Annotated in this window: 28 protein-coding genes; 12 read left to right on the top strand and 16 right to left on the bottom strand. The window is 64.3% G+C overall.

Features of this window, described 5'->3' with window-relative positions; genetic code table 11:
- Positions 1–99 precede the first annotated feature (99 nt).
- Together ACVISU_RS00680 and ACVISU_RS00675 are read left to right on the top strand one after the other, a co-directional pair.
- On the top strand, positions 100–336 hold the full coding sequence (locus ACVISU_RS00680) for a hypothetical protein (protein ID WP_050402489.1): 237 nt from the start codon (positions 100–102) through the stop codon (positions 334–336).
- 207 nt (positions 337–543) lie between these two features.
- Positions 544–900, top strand: a complete 357-nt coding sequence (locus tag ACVISU_RS00675; RefSeq protein WP_050402488.1) for a DUF6481 family protein — start codon at positions 544–546, stop codon at positions 898–900.
- Positions 901–956: 56 nt separating this feature from the next.
- Here ACVISU_RS00675 and ACVISU_RS00670 read toward each other — a convergent pair whose 3' ends face one another.
- Positions 957–1190, bottom strand: coding sequence for a pentapeptide MXKDX repeat protein (locus tag ACVISU_RS00670; RefSeq protein WP_456705665.1), 234 nt, complete (start codon positions 1188–1190; stop codon positions 957–959).
- Positions 1191–1523: 333 nt separating this feature from the next.
- Here ACVISU_RS00670 and ACVISU_RS00665 point away from each other — a divergent pair, with 333 nt between their 5' ends.
- Genes ACVISU_RS00665 through ACVISU_RS00655 form a run of 3 tightly spaced genes read left to right on the top strand, consistent with a single transcriptional unit; the run spans position 1524 to position 4452 of the window.
- Positions 1524–2546 (top strand): TRAP transporter substrate-binding protein, encoded by a 1023-nt coding sequence (locus ACVISU_RS00665; RefSeq protein WP_456705664.1) that lies wholly within the window; start codon positions 1524–1526, stop codon positions 2544–2546.
- Positions 2543–3097 carry a TRAP transporter small permease gene (locus ACVISU_RS00660; protein WP_456705663.1) on the top strand — a complete coding sequence of 185 codons (555 nt, stop codon included), beginning with the start codon at positions 2543–2545 and terminating at the stop codon, positions 3095–3097. Before ACVISU_RS00665 ends, ACVISU_RS00660 begins: the two co-directional genes overlap by 4 nt.
- Entirely contained in the window at positions 3094–4452 is a 1359-nt protein-coding gene (locus ACVISU_RS00655; protein ID WP_050402485.1) for a TRAP transporter large permease, read from the top strand. The genes ACVISU_RS00660 and ACVISU_RS00655 overlap by 4 nt, the downstream gene beginning before the upstream one ends.
- A gap of 28 nt (positions 4453–4480) precedes the next feature.
- Here ACVISU_RS00655 and ACVISU_RS00650 read toward each other — a convergent pair whose 3' ends face one another.
- Positions 4481–4618 carry a hypothetical protein gene (locus ACVISU_RS00650; protein ID WP_157113473.1) on the bottom strand — a complete coding sequence of 46 codons (138 nt, stop codon included), beginning with the start codon at positions 4616–4618 and terminating at the stop codon, positions 4481–4483.
- Here ACVISU_RS00650 and ACVISU_RS00645 point away from each other — a divergent pair.
- Positions 4617–4907 (top strand): hypothetical protein, encoded by a 291-nt coding sequence (locus ACVISU_RS00645; RefSeq protein WP_456705662.1) that lies wholly within the window; start codon positions 4617–4619, stop codon positions 4905–4907. The genes ACVISU_RS00650 and ACVISU_RS00645 overlap by 2 nt on opposite strands.
- Here ACVISU_RS00645 and ACVISU_RS00640 read toward each other — a convergent pair.
- The gene (locus ACVISU_RS00640; RefSeq protein ID WP_456705661.1) at positions 4904–5752 is read right to left on the bottom strand and encodes an SMP-30/gluconolactonase/LRE family protein; all 849 of its coding nucleotides are present in this window, start codon (positions 5750–5752) and stop codon (positions 4904–4906) included. The two genes, ACVISU_RS00645 and ACVISU_RS00640, sit on opposite strands and share 4 nt — an antisense overlap.
- A 257-nt stretch (positions 5753–6009) precedes the next feature.
- Between ACVISU_RS00640 and ACVISU_RS00635 the strand changes: the two genes are divergently transcribed.
- Entirely contained in the window at positions 6010–8238 is a 2229-nt protein-coding gene (locus tag ACVISU_RS00635) for a lytic transglycosylase domain-containing protein (RefSeq protein ID WP_456705660.1), read from the top strand.
- 198 nt (positions 8239–8436) lie between these two features.
- Here ACVISU_RS00635 and ACVISU_RS00630 read toward each other — a convergent pair whose 3' ends face one another.
- The 11 genes from ACVISU_RS00630 to ACVISU_RS00580 form a co-directional block, all read right to left on the bottom strand.
- Positions 8437–9405, bottom strand: a complete 969-nt coding sequence (locus ACVISU_RS00630; RefSeq protein WP_456705659.1) for a tripartite tricarboxylate transporter substrate binding protein BugD — start codon at positions 9403–9405, stop codon at positions 8437–8439.
- A 79-nt stretch (positions 9406–9484) separates the two neighbouring features.
- Positions 9485–10726, bottom strand: a complete 1242-nt coding sequence (locus ACVISU_RS00625; protein ID WP_050402481.1) for a threonine synthase — start codon at positions 10724–10726, stop codon at positions 9485–9487.
- A 192-nt stretch (positions 10727–10918) separates the two neighbouring features.
- Positions 10919–12340: a dihydrolipoyl dehydrogenase gene (gene lpdA, locus ACVISU_RS00620; RefSeq protein ID WP_456705658.1), complete on the bottom strand. Its 1422-nt coding sequence runs from the start codon at positions 12338–12340 to the stop codon at positions 10919–10921.
- A 17-nt stretch (positions 12341–12357) separates the two neighbouring features.
- Positions 12358–12600, bottom strand: a complete 243-nt coding sequence (locus ACVISU_RS00615) for a hypothetical protein (RefSeq protein ID WP_050402479.1) — start codon at positions 12598–12600, stop codon at positions 12358–12360.
- Entirely contained in the window at positions 12601–12777 is a 177-nt protein-coding gene (locus ACVISU_RS00610; RefSeq protein ID WP_172803583.1) for a hypothetical protein, read from the bottom strand.
- Between the two features lie 12 nt (positions 12778–12789).
- Positions 12790–14172, bottom strand: a complete 1383-nt coding sequence (locus tag ACVISU_RS00605) for a pyruvate dehydrogenase complex dihydrolipoamide acetyltransferase (protein ID WP_456705657.1) — start codon at positions 14170–14172, stop codon at positions 12790–12792.
- Between the two features lie 2 nt (positions 14173–14174).
- Positions 14175–14480: a DUF5076 domain-containing protein gene (locus tag ACVISU_RS00600; RefSeq protein WP_050402477.1), complete on the bottom strand. Its 306-nt coding sequence runs from the start codon at positions 14478–14480 to the stop codon at positions 14175–14177.
- A 5-nt stretch (positions 14481–14485) separates the two neighbouring features.
- Positions 14486–15880 carry a pyruvate dehydrogenase complex E1 component subunit beta gene (locus ACVISU_RS00595; RefSeq protein ID WP_456705656.1) on the bottom strand — a complete coding sequence of 465 codons (1395 nt, stop codon included), beginning with the start codon at positions 15878–15880 and terminating at the stop codon, positions 14486–14488.
- Between the two features lie 44 nt (positions 15881–15924).
- Positions 15925–16944 (bottom strand): pyruvate dehydrogenase (acetyl-transferring) E1 component subunit alpha, encoded by a 1020-nt coding sequence (pdhA, locus tag ACVISU_RS00590; protein WP_456705655.1) that lies wholly within the window; start codon positions 16942–16944, stop codon positions 15925–15927.
- A gap of 159 nt (positions 16945–17103) precedes the next feature.
- The gene (locus ACVISU_RS00585) at positions 17104–17421 is read right to left on the bottom strand and encodes an FtsB family cell division protein (RefSeq protein ID WP_021079258.1); all 318 of its coding nucleotides are present in this window, start codon (positions 17419–17421) and stop codon (positions 17104–17106) included.
- Between the two features lie 45 nt (positions 17422–17466).
- Entirely contained in the window at positions 17467–18018 is a 552-nt protein-coding gene (locus ACVISU_RS00580) for an NADPH-dependent FMN reductase (RefSeq protein WP_456705654.1), read from the bottom strand.
- A 283-nt stretch (positions 18019–18301) separates the two neighbouring features.
- Between ACVISU_RS00580 and ACVISU_RS00575 the strand changes: the two genes are divergently transcribed.
- Complete coding sequence (locus ACVISU_RS00575; protein ID WP_456705653.1) at positions 18302–19417, top strand: D-alanine--D-alanine ligase family protein; 1116 nt, start codon at positions 18302–18304, stop codon at positions 19415–19417.
- A 10-nt stretch (positions 19418–19427) separates the two neighbouring features.
- On the opposite strand, the gene ACVISU_RS00570 is transcribed toward ACVISU_RS00575, so the two are convergent.
- Both ACVISU_RS00570 and eno read right to left on the bottom strand, forming a co-directional pair.
- Positions 19428–20567: a zinc-binding dehydrogenase gene (locus ACVISU_RS00570; protein WP_456705652.1), complete on the bottom strand. Its 1140-nt coding sequence runs from the start codon at positions 20565–20567 to the stop codon at positions 19428–19430.
- A gap of 49 nt (positions 20568–20616) precedes the next feature.
- Positions 20617–21900, bottom strand: coding sequence for a phosphopyruvate hydratase (gene eno / locus ACVISU_RS00565; RefSeq protein ID WP_456705651.1), 1284 nt, complete (start codon positions 21898–21900; stop codon positions 20617–20619).
- Between the two features lie 122 nt (positions 21901–22022).
- Between eno and queF the strand changes: the two genes are divergently transcribed.
- The 4 genes from queF to ACVISU_RS00545 all read left to right on the top strand — a co-directional run bounded on the left by queF (position 22023) and on the right by ACVISU_RS00545 (position 26884).
- Positions 22023–22499: a preQ(1) synthase gene (gene queF / locus ACVISU_RS00560; RefSeq protein WP_456705650.1), complete on the top strand. Its 477-nt coding sequence runs from the start codon at positions 22023–22025 to the stop codon at positions 22497–22499.
- A 311-nt stretch (positions 22500–22810) separates the two neighbouring features.
- Positions 22811–22993, top strand: a complete 183-nt coding sequence (locus ACVISU_RS00555; RefSeq protein WP_456705649.1) for a DUF1059 domain-containing protein — start codon at positions 22811–22813, stop codon at positions 22991–22993.
- A gap of 119 nt (positions 22994–23112) precedes the next feature.
- The gene (locus tag ACVISU_RS00550; protein ID WP_456705648.1) at positions 23113–23409 is read left to right on the top strand and encodes an antibiotic biosynthesis monooxygenase; all 297 of its coding nucleotides are present in this window, start codon (positions 23113–23115) and stop codon (positions 23407–23409) included.
- Positions 23410–23764: 355 nt separating this feature from the next.
- Positions 23765–26884, top strand: a complete 3120-nt coding sequence (locus tag ACVISU_RS00545) for a hypothetical protein (RefSeq protein ID WP_456705647.1) — start codon at positions 23765–23767, stop codon at positions 26882–26884.
- Positions 26885–26907: the final 23 nt, after the last annotated feature.

Genomic DNA, 26907 nt, shown 5'->3' with positions numbered 1-26907 from the left:
ATGCGCGCCGACAGCCATCCGCCCTGCAAATCCATTGCAGGCTCTCCCGACTCGCGAAAAACTGCTCGCTGAAGTGGAGCGCGTGTGCGGGGCGTGCCAGTGAGCGAACACGAAGCGAGCTACGATTACCAGCGTTACAGGCAGCTACTCTCGGAGGCTGTCGACGAGACCAGCCGGCTGCAGCTGATCAGCCTGCTGATTGCCGAAAAGGCGCGCGACAGGCTGGAGGCCCAGCGCGCCTCGGACCGGAGTGCAATGACCGCCGAGACGGTCGCCAAGGTGCTCGGCACAAAGGTCTTGGGCAACGGCCGGCACGAGCAATTCCAGCGCGGCTAGGCCTTGTCCACATGCCCGGTGACCAACCACTCACCACGCCGGCGGCCAGGCGGGCACGATCACCGCCGTCCGCCATTTGCTGTGCGCTCATATCTCCCTTGCTCCACAACCCTCCGTTCGCCACTGGCAATTTCCGCGCCGTTCACTTATTGAAGCGCCGAACCGAACCCCATCCATCACCGAACAGAAAGCAGCAAGGCTTCCTCTATGAGTGGCTTCAAGGAACCGGGTTTTGCCGACCGCCAAAAGGCGGCCCTGCAGGCGCGGCAAAACCTCCTCAACAAGTTTCGCGCTCAGCCGGGAGCTGACGATCCCGCTGTGAAGGCCCGTGCCGAAGAGCGCGCGGCGATCGCCGAGCGCCGTGCCAAGGCCAAGGAAGCCCGTGAGACGGAGAAGGCCGAGCAGAAGCGCCGCGAGGAAGAGGCCGCCGCAGCCGAGGCCGCCCGGATCGCACGGGAGAAGGAAGAGGAAGCCGCAAGACTGATTGCGCTGGAGGCCGAGCAGAAGGCCAAGCGCGACGCGCGCTACGCGGCGCGCAAGGAGCGCGGCAAGAAGAAGCGCTAAGGCGCAATCAGGCCCGCCGCGACGGCGGGCCTGTGAAGGATGAGCGGTGGCGGCGGTCAGTTCTTCTTCATGCCGTCGTCTTTCTTCATCATCGCGCCGCCGTCCTTCTTCATGGCGTCGTCCTTCTTCATCATGCCATCGTCCTTCTTCATGGCATCCTTCGACATCGTGTCTTGCTTCTTCATCGCGTCGTCCTTGCCCATCTTGTCCTGAGCGAAGGCGGCGGGCGCCAGCGCGAGGCTGAACGAGAGCAGCGCGGCGGAAACGCCGAGGCGGGTCTTGGTGGTCATGATGATGATCCCTTGTGGTCAAATGTGAGCGCGACGACTTGCCGCTCTCTCCTCGACGCACTTGCGCCGCCGGTTGTTACCTTCAATAACAAATTCTTGAAGCATGCCGGCGCGTACGCCCGTCGCTCATCGCCTGAGCTCCGAACCTGCGTGGGCGCAGTGTGCGCCGCAGCAACGGCAGAGCCTAAATGACAAGACTTGCGACCGCCGGCGGGCCCGCACGAACAGGGCACCTCGAACTATCAGACTAGAGAAGTTTCACGCGAAGACCGGCTAAGCTAAAGCTTCCCGCCGGCCTAATAGCCACTCAAGAAGCTCTTCAGGGGAAGAATCATGCTCACACGCCGCCACGTCCTCGCTTCCGCCCTCGCCGCGCCCGCAGCCCTACGGATGGGCATCGGGACCGCGCATGCCGCGACCACGCTGAAGATCTCGCATCAGTTCCCCGGCGGTACGATCGACAAGGGCGACTTCCGCGACAGGCTGTGCCGGATGTTCGCGGCCGAGGTCGCCAAGCGCTCGGGCGGCGACCTCGCCGCCGAAGTCTATCCGAACTCCTCGCTGATCAAGACCAACGCGCAGTTCTCGGCGATGCGCAAGGGCGCGCTCGATCTCAGCCTCTATCCGATGCCCTATGCCGGCGGCGAGTTGCCGGAGACCAACATCGGCCTGATGCCCGGCCTGGTCACGACCTACGACCAGGGCCTGCGCTGGAAGAAGGAGCCGGTCGGCAAGGCGCTCAGCGACTTCCTGGCCGACAAGGGCATTCTCTTGATCTCCTGGGTTTGGCAGGCCGGCGGCGTCGCCAGCCGCTCCAAGGCGATCGTGGCGCCCGAAGACGCCAAGGGCCTCAAGGTGCGCGGCGGCTCGCGCGAGATGGACATGGTGCTGCAGACTGCCGGCGCCGCCGTGCTGTCGGTGCCTTCAAACGAGATCTACGCCGCGATGCAGACCGGTGCCTGCGATGCCGGCATCACCTCCTCCACCAGCCTGATCTCGTTCCGTCTCGAGGAAGTCGCGAAGTCGCTGACCTCGGGTGCCGGCGCCTCCTACTGGTTCATGCTGGAGCCGCTGATGATGTCGAAGGCGATTTTCGACAAGCTGCCGAAGAACCAGCAGGACATCATCCTCGCTGTCGGCGCCGAGCTCGAGGCGTTCGGCCGCAAGGGCGCGCAGGACGACGATGCCGAAGTCGCCAAGGTCTATGAGAAGGCCGGCGCCAAGGTCAGCGCGCTCGATGCCGCCGTTGTCGGCAAGTGGCGCGACATCGCGCGCGACACCGCCTGGAAGGACTACGGCGCCAAGACTGCGACCGCGGCCAATCTGTTGAAGCTCGCAAGCGACGTCGCAGCATGATGCATGGTCCGGTCGCGGATCAGGCCGAAACCCCAGGCATCGCCGCGGGCAATACACCCGTGGCGCTGCTCGGGCGCGCGCTGTCCGTCTGCAACAAGGTCATTGTGGTGTTCGCCGCGCTCGCCTTGATCGCGGCCTGCGTGATCCTGAGTTACAGCGTGCTTGGCCGCGCCCTGTTCCACAGCCCCAACTACTGGCAGGACGAGGCGGCCGTGTTCCTGCTGGTCGGCGCCACCTTCATGACCTCGGCCTATGTGCAGAGCGAGCGCGGCCATGTCAGCATCGAGGCGTTCGTCGGCCTGCTCTCGACGCGCGTCAACGGCATCAGGCTGTGGCTGGTCGATGTCGCGAGCTTCGCGTTCTGCACCTTCTTCGCCTGGAAGTCGTGGACCCTGGCGCACGAGGCCTATGTCGACGGCCAGGTGTCCAATTCGATGTGGTCGCCGCCGCTCGCGATTCCTTATGGGCTGATGGCGCTCGGCATGACGCTGCTCTGCATCCAGCTCCTTTTGCAGATCCTCATTCCGCTGACCGGTGGCCCGCGCCGATGACCGTGTTTGGTATTGGCATCTCCTATGGGCTTGCCACCCTGTTTGCGATGTTCTCCGGCATGCCGATCGCATTCGCGCTGGGTGCGGTCGCGGTCGTCTTCATGGCGATCTACATGCCGGCGGCCTCGCTCGATACGGTGACGCAGAACGTCTACGAGGAGATGGCCTCGATCACGCTGCTGTCGATCCCGCTGTTCATCCTGAAGGGGGCGGCGATCGGCAAATCGCGCGCCGGCCAAGATCTCTACTCGGCGCTGCATGCCTGGCTGCACCGCGTGCCCGGCGGCCTCGGCGTCGCCAACGTGTTCGCCTGCGCGCTGTTCGCGGCGATGGCCGGCTCCTCACCCGCGACCTGCTCGGCGATCGGTTCGGCCGGCATCCCGGAGATGCGCAAGCGCGGTTATTCCGGCGGCTTCGCCGCGGGGATCATCGCCGCCGGCGGCACGCTCGGCATCCTGCTGCCGCCCTCGATCACGATGATCCTGTTCGCGGTCGCAGCCGAGAAATCGCTCGGCCGGCTGTTCCTCGCCGGCATCGGTCCCGGACTGCTGCTGGTGTCGCTGTTCGGCCTCTACGCCGTGTTCCGCTTCCGCAAGGAATACGCGATGGCCAAGGCCGCCTATGAGGCGACCGGCAAGGACGCCGCGATCCTGCAGCGCGACGAGTTCACGATGGCCGAGCGCTTCAGCGCGCTGCCGCGCGTGATCCCGTTCGTGCTGCTCTTGACCGGCGTGATGATCGCGCTCTACGGCGGCTACGCCACGCCGTCGGAAACCGCAGGCCTCGGCGGCCTGCTGGCGCTCGGGCTGATCGCCGTGATCTACAGCGTGTGGAAGCCTAGCGATCTGTCGCCGATCCTGAAATCGACCATCCGCGAGTCGACCATGCTGATGCTGATCATCGGCATGTCGCTGCTCTATTCCTACGTGATGAGCTATCTGCACATCTCGCAGTCGGCGGCGGAGGCGATCGTCGCCATGCACCTGCCGCGCTGGGAGCTGCTGTTTGCGATCCTGGTGATGGTGATCGTGCTCGGCTTCTTCCTGCCGCCGGTCTCGATCATCCTGATGACCGCGCCGATCATCCTGCCGCCGTTGCGCGCAGCCGAGTTCGACATCATCTGGTTCGGCGTCGTCATGACCATCGTGATGGAGATGGGCCTGATCCACCCGCCGGTCGGCCTCAACATCTTCGTCATCCGCAACGTCGCGCCCGACATCCCCTTGAGCGAGGTGATCTGGGGCACGCTGCCCTTCGTGCTGCTGATGATGTTCGCCGTACTGATGCTGTGCTTCTTCCCGGAGATCTCGACCTGGCTGCCGAACCTGGTAATGGGGCCGGACGGCGGTCGCTAAACCTGCCTCGCGGGGAAGCAGCTTAGGGTCAGGCGGCCTCCTGCTCCCGTTCCGCCAATGCCTTCTCGATCCGGCGGATCAGCGACGCTGTCGGCCGTCCCTCGCGCTGCAACCGGCGGAGCTCATTCCAGAGCCTGATAATTTCGCGGTCTCGCTCGGCGTCCATGGCGGCATTCTCCGGAAGCACCGAATATGAACGAAACAAGAACAAAATTCAAGACCCCACGATGCGGACGCTGCCGCGGGAACCAGATCGGCGTGGCGCGCTTGCCCCTTTCATGAAGATGGCCAAGGCAATTCGCAAACAGGCCCAGACCGCGGAGCGGGTCGCATCGGCGACGGCCGACGCATTTGTCGCCAACCAGATGCGCTCCCTCGCCCACGCCTTCAGGAGCCAGGCCGAGATCCTGAAGAAGAAAGAGAAGAAAAAGAAGAAAAAGTCCCGCTCCGGCTAGGGATAGCCGTCGCCCGGCGTAGCGACCTCGACCCCGTCGATCCGCGACGCCGATTGGTCCTTCCGCAGCTCCTCGTACGACGTCTCCGCGCTCAGGCAGAACAGCGTCCTGCGGTCCGCGCCGCCGAGTGCACAGGCGAGCGCGCGGCGGCCGTGGACCGCGATCCGCGCACGCTCCACACCATTGCGATCGATCCGGACAAACGCGTCTTCGGTGAACGACGCGACCCAGACTGCACCATCGGCATCGAGGCAGATGCCGTCGGGTTCATTGACGCGCCCGAACCGCCGGCGAAGGCTGAGGTCGCCGTCCGGCGCGATGTCGTAATCGGCAAGACCCGCACCATCCATTTCCGCCACGACGAGCCGGCGGTGATCGGAGGAAACGGCAATGCCGTTCGGGAAGCGCAAGCCGTCGGCGACGACGCGGGCGCTGCCGTCGGGCATCACGAGGATGATGCGGCCAACCGCGCCGCGGCCTTCCGGCGGGGGCAGATTGAAGCCGAGATCGCCTACATAGGCGCGCCCCTGCCCGTCGACGATCATGTCGTCGATCGTGCCGGTCGCAACCGCGGAGAGATCGGAATACAGCGACAGCGTGCCGCCGGAAAATCGCAGCAACCGCTTTCTGAACATCGTCAGCACGACGATGTCGCCATCGGGCAGCACGCCGAGACCGCACGGCGTGTCGTCGCTCACCGCCGCATGCTCGTGGCGTTCACCTGACGGGCTGATGCTGAGCAGCGTCCGCGCCATGCAGTCGACGAACCAGAGCCGCCCGCGATGCCAGCGCGGGCCCTCGAAATAGCGGCCGCCATCCAGGATGGTTTTGAGTTGATCGGACATGAGGGCGCCCCGCCGCACGTTTCAACGAGGATATATCGCCGCCGGGACGGGTCAAACGGGAGCCCGCCCGAAATGCCCGCAAAATCCTCGGTTCCCGCGGGTTCCACCGGCCGTATTCCATATTTCGCCGCGTTTTCCCTGTTGAGTTGCGCCAGCATTAACACTCGAGAATCGAGGGTAGTGATAACCTGCGGCGGTTGTGTCGCCGTATGACGCGTTCTGTTTGTGCCTCGTGGTTTCTCAGGGGGGACCAGGGAATGAACCGGTGCCTACGTCCGCTGGCATGTTTCGCCACCGCCGCCGCGCTTGCGCTGCTTCCCGTTCAGGCAGTTGCTAAACCACATCACCAGCACCAGGCCAAAAGCGGCCACGGCGACAAGAAGGCGCATGGCACCAAGGCCGGCACGAAGTCTGCGCGCGAAAACGCCTCCGGCAAGCGCCGGCATGCCCGACACGGCGGCGACAAGCGCAAATCCGCGAAAGCCAAATCCGTTCCGTCCAAATCCGCTGAGGCCGCGAAGGCGCCCGATCCGGAGAAACCCGCCGGGCCGCAATTGTCGGGCGATCTCGCCGCGGTCAGGGACGCGATCGCCGCGGCGCGCCGGGGCAAGACCAACGACGCCACCGATATTCAAGCAAAGATCTCTGATCCCGTCGGGAGGAAGCTCGTCGAGTGGTATCTGCTGCGCCATTCCGAGTCGAATGCGCCATTCAGCCGCTATGCGGCATTCGTCACGGCCAACCCGGATTGGCCAAGTGTCACCCTGCTCCGCAAGCGGGCGGAAGCGCGGATCTGGCAGGAGCGCAGCGACCCGGCCACGGTGCACGGCTTCACGCTCGATCAGCCGATCAGCGCCAAAGGCAAGTTCGCCCTCGCCCGCACGCTACTCGCTGAAGGCGATCGCGATGGCGCGGCGCGGCTGGTGCGCGAAGCCTGGCGCTCGGAAGAATTGCTGGACCGAACCGAGAGTGACGCCTACGACGCATTCAAGGATCTGTTGACGCGCGACGATCATCGCGCGCGCATGGACAAGCGGATCGGCGCCAAGGATCTCGCCGGCGCCAGGCGCGCGGCACAGCACCTCGGAAGCGACGAGCTGGCCATCGTGAAGGCTTGTGGCGCGGTCCGCGGGCAATCCAGCAAGGCGGAAGATGCGCTCAACGACGTGCCGGCGGATGCCCGCAGCGACCTCGGCTACACGCTGTGCCGCATCCAGTGGCTGCTCGCGAAAAACCGGATCGACGATGCGGCGCGCGTGACGATTGCGGCGGCGCCCGAGACGATGGCGCAGCAGGACACTGATCAATGGTGGCGCGAGCGCCGCATCCTCTCCCGCAAGCTGCTCGACCAGGGGGAGTATCAGGCGGCCTATGACGTCATCCGCGGCGCAGTGCCGCCGGACAATCCGTATTACCGCTCCGACATGCACTTCATGCGCGGCTGGATCGCGCTGCGCTATCTCGACGATGCCACGACCGCGACCACGCATTTCGCACGGATCGACGAGGGCCAGACCAACCCGACCGTGCTGGCGCGCGCCGCCTATTGGCGCGGCCGCGCCGCCGAGGCGCTCGGCAACAGCGTGGCGATGCGGGCCGACTACCAGGCCGCGGCCCGCTACCCGACCGCCTATTACGGTCAGCTCGCGCTGGCCAGGCTCGGCCGTGACGGCATCGAGCTGCACGCGCCCTCGCCGGCGTCCAGCGCCGGCAGCATGGCGGCCGACGAGCGCGTGCGTGCCGCCGACATGCTCTACGCGATCGGCGAGCCCGACATCGTGCTTTATTTCGCTGCCGACCTCGCCGAGGAAAGCGCAGATGTCGGGATGCTCGAGGCGCTCGGCGAGCTCACCGGCCGCCATAACGATGCCCGCGCCATGCTGCAGATCGGCAAGATTGCGCTCGCGCGGGGCTTTGCGTTCGACCATTACGCCTTCCCGGTCATCGGGATTCCCAAGCACACCCCGATCGCCCCCGATATCGGGCGCAGCATGACCTACTCGATCGCGCGCACCGAAAGCGCGTTCGACCAGCGCGACAAGTCGGCGGCCAATGCCGTCGGCCTGATGCAGGTGACGCCCGAGGCCGGCCGCGATACCGCCAAGCGTTTCGGCGTCGGCTATGACTGGAGCCGGATGGTTTCCGATCCGGTCTACAACACCCAGATGGGGGCTGCCGAACTGAGCGCGCTGCTGGCGGAATACCGCGGCTGCCATATCATGACGTTTGCCGGCTACAACGCCGGCCGCGGCCGCGTCCGCGACTGGATCAAGGCCTATGGCGATCCGCGCGATCCCAAGGTCGATCCGGTCGATTGGGTGGAGCGGATCCCGATCTCGGAGACGCGCAACTACGTGCAGCGCGTGATGGAGAATTTTGCCGTCTATCAGGCGCGGTTCGAGGACGCCGGCACGGCGCTGGCGGCCAAGAACGGTGAGCGCGTCGTGACCCAGGAGAGCAATGCGGCTCCGGCTACCTCACAGTAGATCGTCGGGCGGGTTAGCCGCAGGCGTAACCCGCCGTTTGCGTGTGTGGCTCAAAAGGCGGGTTGCGCTTCGCCAGCCCGCCCTGCAGCACTAAAGCGCGATGAGATTGAGTTGAATCGTCATCGCGCTTTAGCCCCTTGCCTAAGCATGATCTTTTCGGAAAACCGCTTCACACTTTTCCGGATCATGCTCTAGCGTTCACTCCACCTTCACATTGGCGGCCTTGATCATCGGCCACCATTTTGCGATCTCCGCCTTCTGCCAGGCGCCGAGTGCGTCCGGCTTGAGCTGGTCCTTTGGCGGCATCTGCAAGCCGAGATTTTCAAGCTGCTTCTTCACGGCAGGATCGTTCATCGCCTGGATCGCCGAGATGTTGAGCTTGTCCACGATCTCCTTCGGCGTGCCCTTCGGCACCCATAGGCCCGACCACAGCGTCATGTGGAAGCCGGGCAGGCCGGCCTCGTCGACAGTCGGAACCTCAGGCGCGTTCGCGACCCGCTTGGAATCGGTGACCGCATAAGCGCGAATGTTGCCGGCGCGGACCTGGTTGATCGAGTTCGAGGTCTGGTCGACGATGATATCGATCTGGCCGGCGACCAGGTCGTTCAGCGCCGGCCCGGTGCCCCGATAGGGCACGTATTGCAGCTTGATGCCGGAGACGTTCTCGAAATACAGCCCGGCGATGTGGCTGCCGCTGCCGGCGCCGGCGGTGCCCGCGGTCGGCGGCGCCGGCCGCGACTTCAGCCACTCGAGCAGCTCCTTCAGCGACTTCGCCGGCACGGCGTTCTTGCTGACGATGATCATTGGATTGCTCGGCAGCAGCACCACCGGCTCGAGATCATCGACGAGATCGTAGCCGAGCTTGTAGATCGCGCCGTTCGCGACATGGGTGCCGAGATGACCGAACGAGACGGTATAGCCGTCAGGGGCCGCGCGAACCGCACGGCCGACGCCGAGCGAGCCGCCCGCGCCGGTCACGTTCTCGATCAGAACCACTTCGCCGAGCGACTGCTTCATGCGCTCGGCGAGGATGCGCGCCATCGCATCCGACGGACCGCCGGCGGCGAACGGCACGACGATGGTGATCGGGTGCGCGGGCCACGTTTCAGCCGAAACGCTCCCCGTGAACGCCAACATCGCCAGCACGGCCAGAACGAGCTTCCGCATCACGCGCTCCCCTCAATCTTCCTTGTCGTATCATTTTTGAAGGGCCACCTTTCGACAAGATGGCCCTTCGGATGAGGCGTCAAAACTGCGAGAAGTCGATCGGCTTGTGCCTGTCGAGCGCGCGGGTCACCGGCGGAAGCGGGTATTTCAGACCGCTGGCGCAATTGAACAGCATCACGCGGTCGGCCTTGGTGACACGGCCGTCGGCCAGGCTCTGCTTGTAGGCCGCATAGGTCGCAGCCCCCTCGGGGCACAACAGCAGCCCCTCCTCGCGCGCGACCTCGTTGAGGGCTGAGGTAATCTTGTCGTCATCGACCGCGATCGCAAATCCCCTGCTCTCGCGCACCGCGCGCAAGATGAGAAAGTCGCCGACCGCCTGCGGCACGCGGATGCCGGAGGCGATGGTGTGAGCATCCTCCCAGCGCGCGGCATGCTCGGTGCCGGCCTCATAGGCGCGCACCATCGGCGCACAGCCGGAGGCCTGCACCGCGACCATCCGCGGGCGCTTCGAACCGATGAAGCCGATCTTCTCCAGCTCGTCGAACGCCTTCCACATGCCGATCAGGCCGGTGCCGCCGCCGGTCGGATAGAAGATCACATCGGGCACGTCCCAGCCGAGCTGCTCGGCGAGTTCGAGGCCCATCGTCTTCTTGCCCTCGATCCGGTACGGCTCCTTCAGGGTCGAGGTATCGAACCAGCCGACTTTTGCTTTTCCCTCGCCGACGATCTTGCCGCAGTCGTCGATGTAGCCGTTGACGCGATAGACGGTCGCGCCCTGCAGTTCGATTTCGCTGACATTCACTTCCGGCGTATCCGCGGGGCAGAAGATCGTGGTCTTGATGCCGCAGGAGGTCGCGTAGGCCGCGAGCGCCGCGCCGGCATTGCCGTTGGTCGGCATCGCCATGTGCTTGATGCCGAGCGCCTTGCCCATCGACACCGCCATCACGAGGCCGCGCGCCTTGAACGAGCCGGTCGGCAACCGCCCCTCGTCCTTGACGATGATCTCGCCGCCGCCAAGCTTGGCGCCGAGCTTCGGCAGCCGGATCAGCGGCGTCGTGACCTCGCCGAGACTGACGATGTCCTTGCACTTGCGCACCGGCAACAGCTCGCGGTAGCGCCACAAATCGGCCGGGCGCTCGGCCAGCGCGTCCCTGGTCAGCGCCTTCTTCACCCCGGCGAGATCGTAGCGCACCAACAGCGGCTTGCCGGCCTTCGAGAGGTTGTGCACCTGATCGGCCGCATAATGATCGCCCTCCATCGCGCATTCGAGATGGGTCACGAAGGTCGGGCGTTCGATGGTGAGGTTGTCGTTGTCTTTCACGAGATGCGCTCTTTCTTGTTCTTGGATTCACTCATATCAGGCCTGTCACCCTGAGGTGGTCGCTTCCTAGCGGCCCTCGAAGGGCGACGAGCCCTGCTGCTTATCTCGGCCATGCATCCTTCGAGGCTCGCTCCGCTCGCACCCCAGGATGACAGGACTGCTACGGGCACGCGGCCTTCTGCGCTCCAAACGTCAGATATTCAGCACCCGCCCGTAGGCGTCGAGCACCGCTTCCTTCATCATCTCCGACAGGGTCGGATGCGGGAACACGGTGTGCATCAGCTCCTCTTCCGTTGTTTCTAGATTCATCGCCACCACGTATCCCTGGATCAGCTCGGTGACCTCGGCGCCGATCATGTGCGCGCCGAGCAGCTGGCCGGTTTTCTTGTCGAACACCACCTTCACGAGGCCCTGGTCCTCGCCGAGCGCGATCGCCTTGCCGTTGCCGACGAACGGGAAGCGGCCGACGCGGATCTCGCGGCCGCCTTCCTTGGCCTTGGCTTCGGTGAGGCCGACGGAGGCGACCTGCGGGTTGCAGTAGGTGCAGCCCGGGATCAGCAGCTTGTCCATCGGATGCGGATGGAGGCCCTTGATCGCCTCGATGCAGATCACGCCTTCATGCTCGGCCTTGTGCGCAAGCATCGGCGGTCCCGCGACGTCGCCGATGGCGTAGATGCCGGGGACGTTGGTCTTGCCGAGACCGTCGATCACGATGCAGCCGCGGTCGGTTTTGACGCCGAGCTTCTCCAGCCCGAGATTCTCGATATTGCCGACCACGCCGACCGCCGAGATCACGCGCTCGAACTCCTTGGCCTGCGGCTGGCCCTTGCCGTCGTCGATGGTCGCGACCACGCTGTCGGCCTTCTTCTCCAGCTTGGTCACCTTGGTCGAGGACATGATCTTGATGCCCATCTTCTCGAACCGTTTTCGCGCGAGACCGGCTATCTCGGCGTCCTCGACGGGCAGGATCTGCGGCAGCACCTCGACCACGGTGACGTCGGAGCCCATGGTGTGGAAGAACGAGGCGAACTCGATGCCGATCGCTCCAGAGCCGACCACCAGCAGCGATTTCGGCATCCGCTCCGGCACCATCGCCTCGAAATAGGTCCAGATCAGCTTCTTGTCGGGCTCGAGCCCGGGCAGCACACGCGGCCGCGCGCCGGTCGCGATGATGATATGCTTGGCTTGGTAGGTGCCCTCGCCGCTCGCGCCCTTCGGCGCCTCGACCGCCGACTTCTTCACCGTGACCTTGCCGGGCGCGTCGATCGTGGCATCGCCCCAGATCACGGTGACCTTGTTCTTCTTCATCAGGAAGCCGACGCCGTCGTTGAGCCGCTTCGAGACCCCGCGCGAGCGCTGCACCACCGCCTTCGGATCGAACGAGACGTTGTCGGCCGACAGCCCGTAATCCTTGGCGTGCTGCATGTAGTGATAGATTTCGGCGGAGCGCAGCAGCGCCTTGGTCGGGATGCAGCCCCAATTCAGGCAGATGCCGCCAAGATAGGATTTTTCGACGATCGCCGTCTTGAAGCCGAGCTGCGCGGCGCGGATCGCGGTCACGTAGCCGCCGGGGCCGGAGCCGATGATGATGACGTCAAAGGATGTGTCGGCCATGGCGGCTCCCGTTCAACTCAATGTGTGGCGCCGCGCCCGCGGCTTCTTGCGATCAACGACCTGACCAGCCATTCGAGCCCGAACGCCAGGACCATGATGGCCAGGGCGGTCGGCACGATCGGCTGGGCGATGTTCCGCGCCAGCTGTTCGCCGGCGAAGAACGCGGAGTGCAGGAGATCCAACCCGACCGGATTGAACAGCAGTACGGCCGACAGCAGCAGCGAGACCCAGGGCCAGCGCGTGCGAGCCGAGCCGACCATTCATCGGTACTCCTGCCATACCGCACCGAGGAACACGGTCCACGCCAGCGCCAGCACGCCTGCGCCGATCATCATCAAGCGGAACTGGAACGTCGATATCAGGTCGCGGTTGACCGCGACGAGCAACGCGAGGGCGATAGCTGCGAGCAGAACGTACGGACCTGACATCGCGTACATGGCGGATGCCCGTCACACCATCATCATCACGGGGTTTTCGATCAGCTGCCTGAAGGCGCCGATCAGCTCGGCGCCGAGCGCGCCGTCGATCGCGCGATGATCGCACGACAGGGTGACACTCATCATGTTGGCGATCTCGATCTTGCCGCCACGCACCACAGGACGCTCCTCCGAGGTACCGACCGCGAGGATCGAAGCATGCGGCGGGTTGATCACCGCGGTGAAGTGGTTGATGCCGTACATGCCGAGGTTCGACACCGCGGTGGTGCCGCCCTGGTATTCTTCCGGCTTCAGCTTGCGGGCACGGGCGCGCGCGGCAAAATCCTTCATCTCGTTGGAGATGGTCGAGAGCGTCTTGGTCTCGGCCTTGCGGATGATCGGCGTGATCAGGCCGCCCGGCATCGCCACGGCGACGCCGACGTCGGAATGCTTGTGCTTGAGCATGCCGCCTTCGGTCCAGCTGACGTTGCAGTTCGGGATCTTCTGCAGCGCGACCGCCATCGCCTTGATGACGAAGTCGTTGACCGAGATCTTGTAGAGCGGCTTCTTCTCCTTGTCCTTCGGCGCGGCCGCGTTGATCTCCTCGCGCGCGGCGAGCAGCTTGCCGATGTCGCAGTCGATCGTCAGATAGAAGTGCGGAACGTTCTGCACCGAGGCGGTGAGACGCTGTGCGATGGTGCGGCGCATGCCGTCATGCGGCACGACTTCATAGGAGCCCGGCTCGAACAGCGCCAGGATCTGCTTGTCGGACATCCCGGGCGCAATCGCGCCCTGGGGTGCGATGCTCAGCCCCGCGGCAGCCGGCGCAGCCGCCGGCGCCTTCAGGCCCTTGCCGGACTTGGCGTCGTCGACGTCGCGCGCGATGACGCGGCCGTGCGGACCGGTGCCGGTGATGCGTCCGAGATCGATGCCGGCTTCCTTTGCGAGGCGCCGTGCCAACGGTGAAGAGAACACACGGGCGTGGCCATTGGCCTGCGCGGCCGGTGCCGCGGCCTGCTGCGCCGCTGCGGGGGCAATAGCCGGCTTGGGCGCCGGCGCAGCCGCCGGTGCTGGAGCCGCAGCGGGGGCGGCGGCAGCGGGCTTCGGGGCCTCGGCGGGCTTGGCCGCGGGTGCAGCGCCGGCTCCGGCGCTGGCCGCCGCCTTCACATCCTCGCCGTCGCCGGCCATCACGGCGATGACGTCGTTGACCGGCACGTCCTGGGTGCCTTCGGGCACCAGGATCCTGGCGATCGTGCCTTCGTCGACCGCCTCGACTTCCATCGTTGCCTTGTCGGTCTCGATCTCCGCGATCACGTCGCCGGACTTGACCTTGTCGCCCTCTTTCTTGAGCCACTTGGCGAGATTGCCCTTTTCCATCGTCGGCGACAGCGCGGGCATGAGAATATTGATCGGCATTGTCAGTGACCTTGTTGCGACCGCGGTTTGGTTTGGCCCATGTCGGTCGGCCGGGCGATTTCGGCTTCGAACATCTCGACGATGCGCGCGAGCGCCTCGTCTTCAGTGAACTCGCTTTCGCGCGAATAGGCGCGCGCAGCGTGGCGGGCGATGTCGACGAGCATCAGCCCCCACATGTCCGGCTCCTCGAAGGCGCGCTGGAACGCGATCGACAGGCCGCCGTCGACGACGAAGGCGCGCAGCACCTCGATGGCGTCGTCGCGGCCCATCACGTCAGGCGGCAGTGGCTGCTCCTTGGGACCGGCCATCGGCGTTACCGGTAGGACACGGCCTTGGCGGCCGCGACCACCTCGGCGACGGAGGGCAGAGCGAGCTTTTCGAGATTGGCCGCGTAAGGCATCGGCACGTCCTTGCCTGAGACGCGCGCGACCGGCGCGTCGAGATAGTCGAAAGCGTGCTCCATGATGCGCGCAGCGACCTCGGAGCCGACGCCGCTCTGCTGCCATCCCTCCTCCACCGTGACTGCACGGCCGGTCTTCTTTACCGAGTTGATGATCGTCTCGGTGTCCATCGGACGGATGGTGCGCAGATCAATCACTTCGGCCTCGATGCCTTCCTTGGCGAGTTCATCGGCGGCCTTCAGCGCATAGGACATGCCCATCGCCCAGGACACGATGGTGACGTCCTTGCCGGCGCGGGCAATGCGGGCCTTGCCGATCGGAATCACGAAATCGGGCAGCTTCGGCACCTCGCCGGTGTGGCCGTACAGCATCTCGTTCTCGAGGAAGACCACAGGATTGGGATCGCGGATCGCGGCCTTGAGCAGGCCCTTGTAGTCGGCGGCCGAGTACGGCGCGATCACCTTGAGGCCCGGGATCTGCGAGTACCAGGCCGCGTAGTCCTGGCTGTGCTGGGCGGCGACGCGCGCGGCGGCGCCGTTCGGGCCGCGGAACACGATCGAGCAGCCCATCTGGCCGCCGGACATGTACAGCGTCTTGGCGGCGGAGTTGATGATCTGGTCGATCGCCTGCATCGCGAAGTTCCAGGTCATGAACTCGACGATCGGCTTCAGCCCGGCCATCGCCGCGCCGACGCCGACGCCGGCAAAGCCGTGCTCGGTGATCGGAGTGTCGATCACGCGCCGGGCGCCAAACTCCTGCAACAGGCCCTGCGTCACCTTGTAGGCGCCCTGATACTCGGCGACCTCTTCGCCCATGATGAAGACGTCGCCGTCGCGCCGCATTTCCTCGGCCATCGCATCGCGCAGGGCCTCGCGAATGGTCTGCGTGACCATCTCGGTCCCCGCCGGAATTTCCGGATCGGGCAATGCTTCGCTGACCGGCGCGGCCGGCGTCTTCGCCGCGGGCTGTGGCGCTTCCGCTTTGGCTTCCTCAGCAGGAGCATCCGCGGCCTTCGGCTGCGGCGCCGGTGCGGCCGGCGCCTTGGCGAGGTCGGCGGCGCTTTCGCCGTCGGCCAGGATGGTGGCGATCGGCGTGTTCACCGCGACGTCGGCGGTGCCTTCCGGAATCAGGATCTTGCCGAGCGTGCCCTCGTCGGTCGCCTCGACCTCCATCGTCGCCTTGTCGGTCTCGATCTCGGCGATGACGTCACCGGACTTGATGGTCTCGCCTTCCTTTTTCAGCCATTTGGCGAGGTTGCCCTTCTCCATGGTGGGCGACAGCGCAGGCATCAGCACTTGAATGGGCATATCAGCTCCCGAAATCGGTCTTGAGATTCTTCTGCGCGGGTGGGTCAGCGGTAGACGTCGGTGTAGAGCTCGGACGGATCCGGCTCGGAATCGTGCTGCGCGAAGTCGGCGGCTTCGTTGACGATCTCGCGCACCTCGGCGTCGATCGCCTTCAAGTCCTGCTCGCTCACGCCTGCCGCCAGCAGACGGTTGCGCACCTGCTCGATCGGGTCCTGGTCGTGGCGAACCTTCTCGACCTCCTCGCGGGTGCGGTACTTCGCCGGATCGGACATCGAATGGCCACGATAGCGGTAGGTCTGCATCTCCAGGATGATCGGACCGTTGCCGCCGCGGCACCATGCCGTGGCCTCATCGGCCGCGGCCTTGACTGCGCGCACGTCCATGCCGTCGACCTGCTTGCCGGGAATGTTGAAGGAGACGCCGCGCTTGGAGAAGTCCTGCTGCGCCGAGGCGCGCGACACCGCGGTGCCCATCGCATAGCGATTGTTCTCGATGACGTAGATCACCGGCAGCTTCCACAGCTCCGCCATGTTGAAGCTTTCGTAGACCTGGCCCTGGTTGGCCGCGCCGTCGCCGAAATAGGTCACGCTGACGTTATCGTTGCCCCGATAGCGATTGGCGAACGCAAGGCCGGTGCCGAGTGACACCTGCGCGCCCACGATTCCGTGACCGCCGTAGAAATGCTTCTCCTTGCTGAACATGTGCATGGAGCCGCCCTTGCCGCGGGAATAGCCGCCGCGGCGTCCGGTCAGTTCCGCCATCACGCCCTTGGCTTCCATGTCGCACGCCAGCATGTGGCCGTGGTCACGGTAGCCCGTTATGACTTCGTCGCCCAGCTTCAACGCCATCTGCATGCCGACCACGACCGCTTCCTGGCCGATATAGAGATGGCAGAAGCCGCCGATCGCACCCATGCCATAGAGCTGGCCGGCCTTCTCCTCGAAGCGCCGGATCAGGAGCATGTCGCGCAGTGCCTTGAGCTCCTGCTCCTTGCTGAATTCGGGGGGAGAGCCAGCCTTCTCCTGCCCTGATTCCTTTGCGGCGGTTTTCTTGGGTGTGGCCATGGCAATTCCGGGTGAGAGAAGTCGAAGAACCCTCTCTAACCCAACTCAAATCGCCTTGGAAGGATTGCGTTCGCCCGGTGGAATTTTGCTATGCCGCACTGCAGCGCGGCGCGACATTTTTGTGATAGTGCGCGAACGTTTTTGAAATTTGCGAACGCCTCAGTTCGACTTGTTGATCCGAACCAGATCGCGCGGGTTGGCGTAGTCGAGCTGGAAGCGCGCACGCTCGTCCAGCATGTCGGGATCGACCCGGTCCGACCGCAGCAGCGACACCCGCTGCTCGCCCTCGGCCCGCTCCTTCTTCAGCCGCGCCAGCTCCGAGGTCAGCGCGATAATTTCCTGATCGAGCTCCTGCCGCGCGTTCAGACCATATTTGCCGGTGTAGGCGTTGACGCCGAAATAGCCGACCATCAGCGCCGCCAGCGTGTAGAGGGCGAGCCCGGTCAGAATCGATTTGAGGCGCGTGCGGGAAACCATGGCCGCGAAGATGCGGCCATGGGGTTAAGGAACGCTAAATTTGGATCAGCCGTTCTGCTTCGCGACGAAGGCCGCGAAGGCGTCAAGGTACTGCTGCAACACGGTCTTGAGCGACTCCTTGGTCAGTTCGCCCTTTTCGTCGAAGGCATCGCCGATGCCATTGAGATAGGTTTCCGGCTGACCGAGGATCGGGCCGGAAATACCCGGCAGGATGTTCTGCAGGTGCTTCGCCGCGCTGACACCGCCCAGCGGGCCCGGCGAGTTGGAGATGATGCCGACCGGCTTGCCGATGAACGAGCTCTTGCCGTACGGCCGCGAGGCGACGTCGATCGCATTCTTCAGCACGCCCGGGATCGAGCGGTTGTATTCGGGGGTCACGACCAGCACGCCGTTCGACTTCTGCAGCTTCTCGCGGAAGGCGAGCCAGTCCGCCGGCGGCGCCGCCTCGAGGTCCTGGTTGAAGAAGGAAATGCCCTCGAGGGTCGTCACATCGAGCTTCAGCGAGGCCGGTGCGAGCTTGGCCAGCGCATTGGCGATCTTGAGCGAGAAGCTCTGCTTGCGGATGCTGCCGACGATGGCGACGATGTTATAGGCCATTGCAAAAATCCCCTCGGGTTGCGCGTAACACTGGTGCACTCCACTACCGGCACGCCAAGAAAGATGCAAGTGCATGGATCACTCAATTCCGGAAACGCAGCGTTCGCGAATCTTGGACGAACGGCCCTGAGGCTGCGCCGCGCAAGCGCCGGCATTTCGCCGCCGGACAACGTCATGCCGCCGGCAAGCTGCGTCCGGAGCAACCGGCGGCAAATTGTCGACACGTTCCTCGAAACATAATGTACCGATTCCACGCAGCGTCGAGCCGACCGGAGAGCAGCTGATGGCAGAGCGCAAGATCCGGGTTGCAATTCTGTTCGGCGGGCGATCGGCCGAACATGACGTCTCGCGGGCGTCGGCGGCCAACGTGCTTCGTTCACTCGACCCGGATCGCTATGACGCCACGGCGATCGGCATCACCCGCGACGGCCGCTGGGTCGTCACCGACGCGGGAAACGGCGCCGGCACCCGGAGCGGCGTACCGACCATTCCGGACCAGGCGCCGCAACTCGCTTTGCTGCCGGGCGGACAGGGCCGCGTCGTGGTGCTCCAGGGACCGGCGGCGGGGCCTGCGGAATTGCCGGCGTTCGACGTCGTCTTCCCGGTGCTGCATGGACCGAATGGTGAGGACGGCACGGTGCAGGGTGCGCTGGAATTGTCCGACGTCGCCTATGTCGGCTCGCGCGTGATGGGCTCGGCGGCGGGCATGGACAAGGACGTCGCCAAGCGTCTGATGCGGGAGGCGGGATTGCCGATCGTCCCCTTTGTCGCGATGTCGGCCGCGGCGCCCATCGGCTATGACGACGCGGTCAGCGCCCTCGGGTCGCAGGAGGTCTTCGTCAAGCCTGCCAACATGGGATCGTCGGTCGGCGTCTCGAAAGCGCGCACCGCGGAGGAGTTCGAGGCCGGCTGCAGACTGGCATTCCGCTTCGACAGCAAGATCCTGATCGAGCGCGGTGTCGCGCCGATCCGCGAGGTCGAGTGCTCCGTGCTCGAGGATGCCGCGGGCAGCATCCGCGCCTCCCAGCTTGGCGAGATCGTTCCGTCCGACAGGCACGGCTTCTATTCTTACGACGCCAAGTATCTCGATGCGGATGGCGCGCTGCTACAGGTGCCGGCCAACGTGCCGGCTGCCGTCGCCGAAACCATCAGGGAGCTCGCGATCAAGACGTTCGCCGTGCTCGGCTGCGAAGGCATGGCGCGGATCGACTTCTTCCTGCACGGCGAGCAGGCGTTCGTGAACGAGGCGAACACCCTGCCCGGTTTCACCAACATCAGCATGTATCCGCGGCTGTGGGAAGCCAGCGGCCTGCCGCAGTCCGAATTGATGGATGTCCTGATCGGCCACGCCCTGGAGCGCCACAAGCGCTCCAGGAAGCTGGCATTCGAGCGCGAGTAACGAGGCTGCGCTACGCGCCCTTGTTCGGATTGATCAGGAATTTCTCGCCGGTGGCGCGCTTGCCGTAGATGGCGATGTTGTCGAGCTGGAGCGCCTCCTGCAGCGACACCACCTTGGTGTAGTGGCTGGCGAACGTCGTCTTCAACTCGGCGACCACGCGCTGGCGCAGCTTGTTGCCAGCCTCCGGACCGATCTTCATCAGGAACGGAAACAGCAGCCAGCCGCCGATGCCCCAGGCCATGCCGAAGCCGCGCGGGAGCTCGATCTCGCGGGTATCGAGGCTGCCATAGACGTAGACCTGCTTGTGCACGTTCGAGCCGTAGCGGCTGTAGACCTTGGCGGACTTGTTGATCGCGGTCTCCATGGCGACCAGAATCTGGCCCGCGAGCTTGCCGCCGCCGATCGCATCGAAAGCGATGGTCGCGCCGGTTTCGACCAGCGCGCTGGTGAGCTTGTCCATGAAATCCGGCGCGCTGGAATCGACGACATGCTTGGCGCCGATCTTGTGCAGGATCTCGGCCTGCTCCTTGTTGCGCACGATGTTGACGAGGCCGATGCCGTCCTTGAGGCAGATCTTGTTGAGCATCTGGCCGAGATTGGACGCCGCCGCCGTGTGCACCAGTGCCTTGTGCCCCTCGCGCCGCATCGTCTCGGTCATGCCGAGCGCGGTCAGCGGGTTGACGAAGCAGGATGCGCCTTCCGCCGGCGTGGTGCCGTCGGGCAGCGGCAGGCATTCGTTGACGCGCAGGGTGCGATACTGCGCATACATCGCACCGCCGATCATCGCGACCGTCTTGCCCATCAGCGCCTTCGCCGCGTCCGACGAGCCGGTCCTGATCACGACGCCGGCGCCTTCATTGCCGACCGGCATCGACTCGTCGAGCCGCGCGGCGAGGCCAGGCAATGCGGCTTCCGGCACCCGCGCGGTCACCACAGGCAGTTCCTTGCTGCCGGTGACCTTTGCCGCGGCCATGTTGGCCGGGCCGATCAGGAGCCCGAGGTCGGATGGATTGATCGGGGTCGCCTCGACCCGGACCACGACCTCGTCGGGACCGGGCTCGGGGGTCGGGACATTGACCAGCGATATCTCCAGTTCGCCGTCTTTCTTGAGCAGCGAACGCAGCTGCAGACCGCTCTTGCCGTCACTCATCCCGACCTCCCTTTTTTGCGTCTTGTTCAGTTCCCGATCAGTTGGGGCGCTAGCCCAGCGCCTTCAAGGCCGCCCTGCCCGCGTATTTCGCCTGCGTGCCGAGCTGCTGCTCGATGCGCAGCAGCTGGTTGTACTTGGCGGTGCGGTCGGAGCGCGCCAGCGAGCCGGTCTTGATCTGCCCGCAATTGGTGGCGACCGCGAGATCGGCGATCGTGGAATCCTCGGTCTCGCCGGAGCGATGCGACATCACGGCGGTGTAGCCGGCCTTGTAGGCCATCTCGATCGCCGCAAGCGTCTCGGTCAGCGTGCCGATCTGGTTGACCTTGACCAGGATCGAATTGCCGCGGCCGTTCTTGATGCCGTCGGCAAGCCGCGTGACGTTGGTGACGAACAGATCGTCGCCGACCAGCTGGCACTTGTTGCCGATCGCATCCGTCAGCTCCTTCCAGCCGTCCATGTCGTCTTCCGACATGCCGTCCTCAATGGTGACGATCGGATAGCGGCCGACCAGATCGGCGAGATACTTCACCTGCTCGGAGCGCGAACGGGTCTTGTTCTCGCCGCCATAGACGTACGCTCCTTCCTTGAAGAACTCGGTGGAGGCGCAGTCGAGGCCGAGCACGACGTCGTCGCCGGCCTTGTAGCCGGCCTTGCCGATCGCGTTCATGACGAAGTCGAGCGCGGCGTCGGCCGACGGCAGGTTCGGCGCAAAGCCGCCCTCGTCGCCGACATTGGTGTTGTGGCCTGCCTTCTTCAGCTCACCGCGCAACGTGTGGAAGATTTCCGAACCGCAGCGCAGCGCTTCGGCGAACGAGGTGGCGCCGACCGGCAGGATCATGAATTCCTGGAAGTCGATCGGATTGTCGGCATGCACGCCGCCATTGATGATGTTCATCATCGGCACCGGCAGCGTCCGCGCCGAGGTGCCGCCGACATAGCGATACAGCGGCATGTCGAAGGATTCCGCTGCGGCCTTGGCGCAGGCCAGCGACACGCCGAGGATGGCGTTGGCGCCAAGCCGGCTCTTGTTCGGCGTGCCGTCGAGATCGATCATGATCTGGTCGATCGCGACCTGCTCCTCGACGGCCTGGTCGCTGAGCGCCTCGAAGATCTCGCCGTTGATGGCGGCGACCGCCTTCTGCACGCCCTTGCCGAGATAACGCGACTTGTCGCCATCGCGCAGTTCGACCGCCTCATGCGCGCCGGTGGAGGCGCCCGACGGCACCGCCGCGCGACCGATTGACCCATCCTCCAGCACCACATCGACCTCGACGGTGGGATTGCCGCGGCTATCAAGGATTTCGCGGCCGATGATGTCGACGATGTCAGTCATGAGAGCCTCTTATGGCAGTGAGGGGGTCGGATGGCGGTGCTTCTAGCGCAATGCATCGAGGGGGAAAAGGCCGGGTGACGAGCCCCCCGGCATTGGCTATGAGAGCGCCACGGAGACCCCCAATGGCGAAGAAATCCAGCAAATCAACGACCTCCCCCGGCCTGCAACTCGGCCGTGCGGTGGAATGGCCCGATGCGCCCGAGAAGGCGAAGCTCGACCGCGTGCCCAACCCGCAGGCTGGTACCGATTATCTGGTCCGTTTCACGGTGCCGGAATTCACCTCGATCTGCCCGGTGACGGGCCAACCGGATTTCGCGCATCTGGTGATCGACTATGTGCCGGGCCGCTGGCTCCTGGAATCCAAATCGCTGAAACTGTTCGCTGCGAGCTTCCGCAACCACGGCGCCTTCCATGAGGATTGCACGGTCATGATCGGCCGGCGGATCTCAGACGAAATCAAGCCGAAATGGCTGCGCATCGGCGGCTACTGGTATCCACGCGGCGGCATCCCGATCGACGTGTTCTTCCAGACCGGAAGGCTGCCGAGGGGCCTCTGGGTTCCCGATCAGGGCGTCGCGACCTATCGCGGGCGGGGGTAGGTCGGGCCTTTTCCGTTCGCCACGTCCGCCGAGCCTCGGAAACCGGCGCGGAAGTCGACATGCATGGCCTGCCTTTGGCCCGGAACTGACATGGCGCTCCTTCTAGTGTATCATATGCTCGGGCGTTGCTGCTCCGATGTGGTTGAAGCGACCACGATCGAAGGCGATCGACACGCTCGTTGTGGGCGGCGGGTAAGCTGGCCATGAGCTATCATTTGAAGGTGTCAGGCATAGTGTGCTGACGCGGGCATTATCGTGAGTGGGAGTAGTTCAGCACGGCGAATAGTTCACTCGTATTGATGGAGGCAGATTTGGGTAGAATGTTTGTGGATTGCCGAGAATACCCAAGTGAGATGAACTGCACGATCGCGATTTCAGCGGATACCCAAAAGGAACTTCTGGAAGCGGCGGTGCAACACGCTGTCGCGGTGCATGGCCATCAGGATAGCCCGGAATTGCGCCGTGAATTGGCGAAGATGATGAAGGCCCAGTAGACAGTCTGATCGGTCCGTGACCGCCACGAAGCGGAAGTGAATGCATGGACTTTCAAATCGCGTGCCCCACGTGAACGCGATTCCTGTTCGGGAACATCTCACCGCCAAGGAAGAAATCGATGACCGCTTTCAATGCTGTGCGTTTTCGGGTGAAGCCGGGGCGCGACCAAGAGTTCTTGGACGCTCACAAGTCAATTGGAGCAACCTGGCCGGGTCTATTGCATGCCAACATTATTAAAACCGGTGACCGCTCCTACTGCATCATCGCCGAGTGGCAAAACATGGACGCGTGCATCGAGGCACGGCCAGTCATGATCGCCACCCTCGATTCTTTTCGCGACACGCTCGAAGATCTCGGCAACGGTCTCGGCGTGACCGATCCGGTTGCGGGTCCGGTCGTCTCATCTTTGAAATAGCGATTGTGCGAATGAGCGGGCCGGGATGACCTGAGGGATCGCCAGGGCTCGACGTCTGGCCGCGTCGGTATCGGGCCGGACGCCGCTGCTTGATGAAATCTCGCTCAGCTGAAGTCGAGCACGACCATCGCGGCGGCCAAGACCAACGTCGCGGTCCTGCCTTGCTGATTTTCGCCGCAACACTTTCGTGATCCACGCGGAACACGCGCGAAAGCGCTTGAGCTATCGGCACGATTCGCAATCGCGAAAAGGTTCCGCCATCCCTGCAAAATTCGCGCGGCCAATCGTCACATGCACGCCGTCCACCAAGCGTTTCCTCCCGTTTCCAAACATTGCAAACCCATGGAGGATCGACATGGTTACGATCAGCGAGATGAGGACGTTCGCGTCGGGGACATCAGTTGGCGCGACGGCTCCGGATTCGATCACGACAGCGAACGGAACGATCTTCGTCGAATACGGCAATGGTGCGGATTCGACCGGCGCCGGCGGCTCGAGCACGATCGTGCAATACGACAACAGCGGCAAAGTCGAGCACACCTACAAGATCGCCGGGTCGGTCGACGGACTGAAATACAACCCGACCACCGGGCAGATCTGGGCGCTGCAGAACCAGGACGGAAATTCCACGCTGACGCTGATCGATCCCGTCACGCACAAGGTGACCGGTCCGCTGAGTTTTGCCAATCCGTCCGCGACCAGCGGCTATGACGACGTCGTGTTCGATGGCAACAGAGTGTTCCTGAGCTACACCAACCCGAACGGTACCGGCGATCCGACGCTGGTGGAATTGCTGAACGGCGACCATCCGAGCGGGACGCTGCTCACGACGACGATCCTGACCGACGGTGCCACCGGCCTCGACACGGTCACCGGCAAGATGGAGCCGGTGCCGCAAACCGATCCGGATTCGCTGAAGCTCGCCGCCAATGGCGACCTGATCTTCTCCAGCGCAGCCGACGGCTCGATCATCGATATCCAACACCCCGGAACGGCCAGCCAGGCGATTTCGTTCACGCCGATCGCAGGCATCCCCGCGGGCTCTGTCGGCAATGCCGGCCTCGATGACGTGATCAGGCCGAGTGCGACGGCGGGCACGTTCTACATGACCGACACGAAGTCGGGGAACGTTTACTCATTTCACGCCAGTGGCCTCAATACCAACGACTATTACGCTGCGGTCGCCAGTCTCGGCGGATTCGGTCAGGTCGATCCGACCACCGGCGCCTTCACGCCGATCGTCACCGGGTCAAACTTTTCCTCCGCGCACGGCCTGCTCTTCATTCCCGACAAGAGTGCGCCGCAAGTGGCGCATGTCGATTCGATCCATAGCTTCGCCAGCACCCCCAACGGGGTGACCGGGCTCGACTCGATCACGATCGCCGGCAATTACGTGTTCGTGGAATACGGCAACGGCGTCGACTCGACCGGAGCGGTGCCCGGCGACAGCACGATCATCCAGTATGATCACGCCGGTCATTTCGTGCACGCCTATTCGATCGAGGGATCGGTCGACGGACTGAAGTACAATTCCGAAACTGGAATGGTGTGGGCGCTGCAAAACCAAGACGGACGCTCCTCGCTGTCGCTGATCGATCCCAACAGCCAGACAGTGACGGCGCATTTCAACTACGCCAATACGTCCACCTCGCGCGGCTATGACGACGTCGTGTTCAAGGGCAACGAGGTGTTCCTGAGCTATACCAACCCGACCGGCAACGGCGATCCGACCATCGTCAAATTGCTGAACGGCACCAACCCGAAGCCTGGCGACCTCCTCACCACCGCTCCCGTGCTGCTCGACGGCGCGATCGGCTACGACACCGTCACCGGCAAGATGGAGCCGGTGCCGCAGACCGATCCGGATTCGCTGAAGCTTGCCGCCAACGGCGATCTGATCTTCTCCAGCAACGCCGACGGCGCGATCATCGATATCCAGAATCCCGGCACCTCCAAACAGGCGATTGCCTTCACTCCGATCCAGGGAATTCCCGCAGGCTCGGTCGGAAACGCCGGTCTTGACGATGTCATCAAACCGAACGCGACGTCGGGCACGTTCTACATTTCGGACGCAAAGGACGGTCACGTCCTGTCGGTGCATGTCAGCGACCTCGACCCCAACGCTTACTACGCTTCCGTCGGCGCGCTCGGTGCCTTCGGTCAGGTCGACGAGAACACCGGCGCCTTCACCGCGCTGGTCTCGCAGGATAATGCACCGGGCTTCAGCTTCGGCTCGCCGCACGGCGTGGTATTCGTCCCTGACAAGAACGCGGCGCCGTTTCCGCATATCGACACCATCAAGACCTTCCAGGCTCCCAGCGACGGATCGACCCAGCCGGATTCCGTCACCACTGCGCATGGCTCGACCTTTGTCGAGTACGGCAATGGGGCGGATTCGACCGGCGCCGGCGGCTCGAGCACGATCGTCCAATATGACAAGCACGGCGACATCGAGTTCAGCTACTCGCTGTCAGGATCAGTCGATGGCCTGAAGTACAACCCGGTAACTGGCGATATCTGGGCGCTGCAAAACCAGGACGGCAATCCCACCCTGACGCTGATCAACCCGGAGACGCATGCGGTCTCGGCCCCGCTCAGCTACGCCGATTCGTCGGCCAGCCGTGGCTATGACGACGTCGTGTTCAAGGGCGACAAGGTGTTCCTGAGTTACACCAATCCGGTCAATTCGGGCGATGCGACCGTGGTCCAGCTCCTCAACGGCGATCATCCGACCGGCGCGCTGACCACCAAGCCGATCCTCGAATTTGGCGCCACCGGGCTCGATACCGTGACCGGCAAGATCGAGGTCGTGCCGCAAAACGATCCCGACTCGCTGAAGCTCGCGCCAAATGGCGATCTGTTGCTGTCGAGCAGCGACGACGGCACCATCATCGACATCAAGGCCCCCGGGACCGCCCACCAATCGGTGTCATTCACGCCGATAGCCGGCGTCGGCGCCAAGGCCGGCCTTGACGACGTCATCGAGCCGGGCGCCAAATCCGGTACCTTCACCCTGACGGACACGGCGACCGACAAGGTCTTTTCGTTCCACGCGACGGGGCTTAACCCCGACGATTTCTACGCCTCGGTTGGGAGCCTGAAGGCGTTCGGTCAGGTCGATCCGCACACCGGCTCCTTCACGCCGCTACTATCCGCCGACAACGCGCCGGGCTTCAACTTCAGCTCGCCGCATGGCGTCAGCTTCACGCCCGATCCGGCTCCGGAGGTTGCCACCGTCGACCATACCGGCACGTGGGTCAGTATCGCCAACGATGGTTTCGCATTCGCCGGTAGCGGCAACACCGACCATGCGGCCAATGCCCCGCACGATGTCTTCGGAGGTTCTTCATCCGTGGAAACGCTTGCGCAGCTGGCGTCCGATGTCCCCCAAACGTCGCATGTCGACCTCGAAGTGCAGCATGACGTTTCGGCGGTCTATGTCGCGATGGGCATGCACACCTTCCATCTGATCTGACGGTCGGAAACCCATGACAGCGG

This window comes from Bradyrhizobium sp. USDA 4452, from assembly GCF_054063575.1.
This window is presented reverse-complemented; position numbering and strand designations above follow the sequence as displayed.

What these genes read in the sequence shown, in the direction of transcription:
- pdhA (WP_456705655.1), bottom strand. Translation starts at nt 16,944, where the DNA reads ATGGCCACACCCAAGAAAACCGCCGCAAAGGAATCAGGGCAGGAGAAG.
- ACVISU_RS00610 (WP_172803583.1), bottom strand. Translation starts at nt 12,777, where the DNA reads ATGTACGCGATGTCAGGTCCGTACGTTCTGCTCGCAGCTATCGCCCTC.
- ACVISU_RS00580 (WP_456705654.1), bottom strand. Translation starts at nt 18,018, where the DNA reads ATGGCCTATAACATCGTCGCCATCGTCGGCAGCATCCGCAAGCAGAGC.
- ACVISU_RS00640 (WP_456705661.1), bottom strand. Translation starts at nt 5,752, where the DNA reads ATGTCCGATCAACTCAAAACCATCCTGGATGGCGGCCGCTATTTCGAG.
- ACVISU_RS00550 (WP_456705648.1), top strand. Translation starts at nt 23,113, where the DNA reads ATGACCGCTTTCAATGCTGTGCGTTTTCGGGTGAAGCCGGGGCGCGAC.
- lpdA (WP_456705658.1), bottom strand. Translation starts at nt 12,340, where the DNA reads ATGGCCGACACATCCTTTGACGTCATCATCATCGGCTCCGGCCCCGGC.
- ACVISU_RS00675 (WP_050402488.1), top strand. Translation starts at nt 544, where the DNA reads ATGAGTGGCTTCAAGGAACCGGGTTTTGCCGACCGCCAAAAGGCGGCC.
- ACVISU_RS00595 (WP_456705656.1), bottom strand. Translation starts at nt 15,880, where the DNA reads ATGCCCATTCAAGTGCTGATGCCTGCGCTGTCGCCCACCATGGAGAAG.
- ACVISU_RS00630 (WP_456705659.1), bottom strand. Translation starts at nt 9,405, where the DNA reads ATGCGGAAGCTCGTTCTGGCCGTGCTGGCGATGTTGGCGTTCACGGGG.
- ACVISU_RS00585 (WP_021079258.1), bottom strand. Translation starts at nt 17,421, where the DNA reads ATGGTTTCCCGCACGCGCCTCAAATCGATTCTGACCGGGCTCGCCCTC.
- ACVISU_RS00655 (WP_050402485.1), top strand. Translation starts at nt 3,094, where the DNA reads ATGACCGTGTTTGGTATTGGCATCTCCTATGGGCTTGCCACCCTGTTT.
- eno (WP_456705651.1), bottom strand. Translation starts at nt 21,900, where the DNA reads ATGACTGACATCGTCGACATCATCGGCCGCGAAATCCTTGATAGCCGC.
- queF (WP_456705650.1), top strand. Translation starts at nt 22,023, where the DNA reads ATGGCGAAGAAATCCAGCAAATCAACGACCTCCCCCGGCCTGCAACTC.
- ACVISU_RS00615 (WP_050402479.1), bottom strand. Translation starts at nt 12,600, where the DNA reads ATGGTCGGCTCGGCTCGCACGCGCTGGCCCTGGGTCTCGCTGCTGCTG.
- ACVISU_RS00670 (WP_456705665.1), bottom strand. Translation starts at nt 1,190, where the DNA reads ATGACCACCAAGACCCGCCTCGGCGTTTCCGCCGCGCTGCTCTCGTTC.
- ACVISU_RS00605 (WP_456705657.1), bottom strand. Translation starts at nt 14,172, where the DNA reads ATGCCGATCAATATTCTCATGCCCGCGCTGTCGCCGACGATGGAAAAG.
- ACVISU_RS00665 (WP_456705664.1), top strand. Translation starts at nt 1,524, where the DNA reads ATGCTCACACGCCGCCACGTCCTCGCTTCCGCCCTCGCCGCGCCCGCA.
- ACVISU_RS00645 (WP_456705662.1), top strand. Translation starts at nt 4,617, where the DNA reads ATGGCGGCATTCTCCGGAAGCACCGAATATGAACGAAACAAGAACAAA.
- ACVISU_RS00635 (WP_456705660.1), top strand. Translation starts at nt 6,010, where the DNA reads ATGAACCGGTGCCTACGTCCGCTGGCATGTTTCGCCACCGCCGCCGCG.
- ACVISU_RS00600 (WP_050402477.1), bottom strand. Translation starts at nt 14,480, where the DNA reads ATGGCCGGTCCCAAGGAGCAGCCACTGCCGCCTGACGTGATGGGCCGC.
- ACVISU_RS00650 (WP_157113473.1), bottom strand. Translation starts at nt 4,618, where the DNA reads ATGGACGCCGAGCGAGACCGCGAAATTATCAGGCTCTGGAATGAGCTC.
- ACVISU_RS00575 (WP_456705653.1), top strand. Translation starts at nt 18,302, where the DNA reads ATGGCAGAGCGCAAGATCCGGGTTGCAATTCTGTTCGGCGGGCGATCG.
- ACVISU_RS00660 (WP_456705663.1), top strand. Translation starts at nt 2,543, where the DNA reads ATGATGCATGGTCCGGTCGCGGATCAGGCCGAAACCCCAGGCATCGCC.
- ACVISU_RS00570 (WP_456705652.1), bottom strand. Translation starts at nt 20,567, where the DNA reads ATGAGTGACGGCAAGAGCGGTCTGCAGCTGCGTTCGCTGCTCAAGAAA.
- ACVISU_RS00545 (WP_456705647.1), top strand. Translation starts at nt 23,765, where the DNA reads ATGGTTACGATCAGCGAGATGAGGACGTTCGCGTCGGGGACATCAGTT.